The 3,525-nt window shown below is 71.0% G+C and carries 3 protein-coding genes and 1 pseudogene; 2 read left to right on the forward strand and 2 right to left on the reverse strand.

Going from position 1 to position 3,525, the window contains the following annotated elements; all coding sequences use genetic code 11:
- The first annotated feature begins 122 nt into the window (after window positions 1-122).
- Window positions 123-877, forward strand: a pseudogene (locus tag AC2W7M_RS22105) (SDR family oxidoreductase).
- Between the two features lie 13 nt (window positions 878-890).
- Here AC2W7M_RS22105 and AC2W7M_RS22110 read toward each other — a convergent pair.
- Both AC2W7M_RS22110 and apaG read right to left on the reverse strand, forming a co-directional pair.
- The gene (locus AC2W7M_RS22110; RefSeq protein ID WP_486134949.1) at window positions 891-2,387 is read right to left on the reverse strand and encodes a TrkH family potassium uptake protein; all 1,497 of its coding nucleotides are present in this window, start codon (window positions 2,385-2,387) and stop codon (window positions 891-893) included.
- A gap of 19 nt (window positions 2,388-2,406) precedes the next feature.
- Complete coding sequence (gene apaG / locus AC2W7M_RS22115; protein WP_486134951.1) at window positions 2,407-2,799, reverse strand: Co2+/Mg2+ efflux protein ApaG; 393 nt, start codon at window positions 2,797-2,799, stop codon at window positions 2,407-2,409.
- A 190-nt stretch (window positions 2,800-2,989) separates the two neighbouring features.
- Between apaG and AC2W7M_RS22120 the strand changes: the two genes are divergently transcribed.
- On the forward strand, window positions 2,990-3,525 hold a 536-nt coding region (locus AC2W7M_RS22120), incomplete at its 3' end, for a metallophosphoesterase (RefSeq protein WP_486134953.1).

Here is a 3,525-nt window from a genome sequence, read left to right on the forward strand (position 1 = left end):
GGCGCCGTGGCGGGGGCCTCCTCGCCTGACGCCGCGGCGCGGGTTCCGGCGCCGCGCCCGCGCGGCTATAAGCTGGCCCTGATCCGAAGGGCGCCTTGCCGCCCGCGCGAGCGAGACGCCCCATGTCGCATCCCTTTTCCCTGTCCGGGCAGACCGCCCTCGTCACCGGCTCGGCGGCCGGGCTCGGCTTCGAGATCGCGGCGGCGCTGGCGCAGGCCGGCGCGCATGTCCTGGTGAACGGGCGCGACGCAGGGCGCCTCGCCGACGCCGCAACCGCCATCATCCGCACGGGCGGCCATGCCGAGCCGTTCCTCCTCGACGTGTTCGACGCCGAGGCGGTGACGGCGCGCATGGCCTCGGCGCGCCGATCCATATCCTCGTCAACAATGCCGGCGCGCGCGACCGCCGCGGCTTCCTCGACATGGAGACGGCGGACTTCCGGGCCTTGATCGAGCTCGACCTGATCGCCCCGGCGCACCTCACCCGCGCGGTGGCGCGCGGCATGGCGCAGCGCAAGCAGGGCGGGCGGATCATCAACATCACCTCCATCGCCGGGCCGCTCTCGCGCGCCGGCGATGCCGCCTACACCACGGCGAAAGGCGGCCTCGAGGCGCTGACGCGGGCGCTCGCGGCGGACCTCGGGCCACACGCCATCACCGTGAACGCCATTGCCCCCGGCTATTTCCTCACCGAGCCCAATGCGGAACTCGCGCGCGACCAGGCGGTGGGCGAATGGCTCTCCCGGCGCACCTCGCTCGGGCGCTGGGGCCGGCCGGACGAGATCGCCGGAGCGGCGGTCTTCCTCGCCTCGCCCGCGGCCTCCTATGTCACCGGCCATGTGCTGGCGGTGGACGGCGGCTATCTCGCCCACTTCTGACGCGGACGAGCGGTCAGCGGTTCCAGAAGCGCGGCAGGACCAGCACCAGCACGGTGAGGATTTCGAGCCGCCCCAGCATCATGGTGAGGGTCAGCAGCCAGATCGCCGGATCCGGCAGACTGGCGAAGTTGGCGGACGGCCCCACCACCGGGCCGAGCCCCGGCCCCACATTCGCAAGGCAGGCGATGGCCGCCGAGAAGGCGGTGACGATGTCGAGCCCCATGAGGTTGAGGCCGATGCCCGCCACCAGGAAGGTGAAGATATAGAGGAACACGAAGCCGAGCACCGAGGAGACCACGTCGTCCGCCACCGGCGCGCCGCCGTAGCGCACCGGGAATACGCCGTTGCGGAAAGAGACCCGCTTCAGGTGCTGGCGGATGGCCTTGCCGGTGATGGCGATGCGCATGGCCTTGAGGCCGCCGGACGTCGATCCGGTGCAGCCGCCGAGGAACATCACCACGAAGAAGATCGCGTTCGAGAGCGCGCCCCAATTGGTGTAGTCCACCGCCATGAGGCCGGTGGTGGTCATCAGCGAGACCACCGTGAACAACGCCCCGCGCAACGCCGTCTCGCCCGAGGCGATGCCCTGGACCACCTGCTGGGTGAACGACAGAGCGGTAAAGAAGACGATGAGGCCGAGGAACACCCGCACCTCGGAGTGGGTGATGAAGCGCCGCGTGTCACCCGAGAGCGCCCGCACATAAAGCGGGAACGGCAGGGCGCCGGCGATCATGAAGACGATGGCCACATAGTCCACCGCCGGATTCTTGAACACGCTCAGCGAATAGTCGGAATTGGCGAAGCCGCCGGTGGAGAGCGTCGACATGGCGAGGGTCACCGCGTCGAACAGGCCCAGCCCGGCGACTGCATAGGCAATGGCGCACAAGAGCGTGAGCAGCAGGTAGGCGGTGAGCAGTCCCTTGGCCACCGCGCCCGCGCGCGGCAGGAACTTGTCCGACTTGTCGGAGGATTCCATGCGGAACAGCTGCATGCCGCCGATGGAGAGCACCGGCAGCACGGCGATGGCGATGGCGATGATGCCGACGCCGCCGAACCAGTGCAGCAGCGCCCGCCAGAGCAGGATGCCCGGGGCCTGGGCGTCCAGCCCCGACATCACGCTGGCGCCCGTTGTCGTCAGGCCGCTCATGGCCTCGAACACGGCTTTCGTGAAGGAGAGCTGCGAGGAGCCCCACATGAGCGGCAAAGCGGCGAACACCGTCAGGACCACCCACACGCTGGAGGTCAAAAGGAAGGCCTGGCGCAGGTCGAGCTTCTGCACATGGCGCTCGCGCCCGGACATCCACAGCAGCACGCCGACGAAGATGGTGACGGCGGCAGCGCCGATGAACGACTGGTGCCCGCCCGAGCGGGTCGCGAAGTCGACGAAGGCGGGCAGCAGCATGCTGCCGCCGAGGATCGCGAGCAGGATGCCGAGCGTCGCCGCCACCGGGCGCAGGTTCAGCGTCGAGAGCGCCTGCGCCTCGACGGCAGGAAGGCGGGCGGTGGTCATGCGGCGCCGCTCCTCGATGTCAGTTGAGCACGCGCCGCATGTCCGGCATGTCGAGCGAGAATGCCGGCACCTCCACCGAAAAGGCCTCGCCGCTTTCGGTGACCATGTCGTAGCGCCCGCTCATGATGCCGGTGGCGGTGGTGAGCGGCACGCCGCTGGTATATTCGAAGCGCCCCCCCGGCGGCAGCACCGGCTGCTCGCCCACCACCCCCGGCCCATGCACCTCCTCGGTGCGGCCGGTGGCGTCGGTGATGGTCCAGTGCCGCGCCTTCAACTGCACCGTCTCGGTGCCGAGATTGGTCACTTCGATGGTGTAGGCCCAGAAATAGCGCCCCTGATCCGGTTCCGAGCGCTCGGCCACGTAACGCGGCGTCGCCGTCACCTGGATCTGGCGCGTGGTCGCCCGGTACATCCCCGCCTCATCCCCCTGGCACGTCCATGGCACGCCGCGCGCCCGGCCCGCGTGGCGACACGTCGGACCGGCCCGGCTCCGGGCGCAATAACGCCCGTCGTCGAGGCCGAACGGAGCCCCGGCGCAGGACCGCTGCGGGAGCGGACCCACCGGCCGGGCCGCCACCGGCGCGCTTGCCCCGCGCGGGCGGATGGGCACAATCCGCGCCATGCTCGCCCGCACCGAATCGCCCCCCACCCCGGCCGGCCCCACTCTCGAAGCGGTCGGCGGCCATGCGGCCATGCTCGATCCCTCCGGCGCGCTGTTCCTAGTGGACGAGCGGGCGCTGGTGGTGGCGGACATGCACCTGGAGAAGGGCTCCGCCTTCGCCCGGCGCGGGCAGATGCTGCCGCCCTACGACACCGCCGAGACTCTGGGCCGCCTTGCTGCCCTGGTGGCGCGCCTTCAGCCGCGCCTCGTGGTGGCGCTGGGCGACAGCCTGCACGACCGCTGGGGCGCCGAACGCCTGGATGCGCGCGCCCGCGCGGCGCTCGCGGCCTTGCAGACGGGACGCGAGTTTCTGTGGATCGCCGGCAATCACGACCCCGAGCCGCACGGGCTCGGCGGCGCCTGCGCGCCCCACCTTGTCCTCGGCGGCGTGACCCTGCGCCACGAACCGAGCGCGGACCTGCCGAGCGCGAATCTGCCGAGCGGCGCGGGGCGAGATCTGCGGCCATCTGCATCCGG

This window comes from Xanthobacter sp. BG11Y11_SDJG (genome assembly GCF_057364445.1).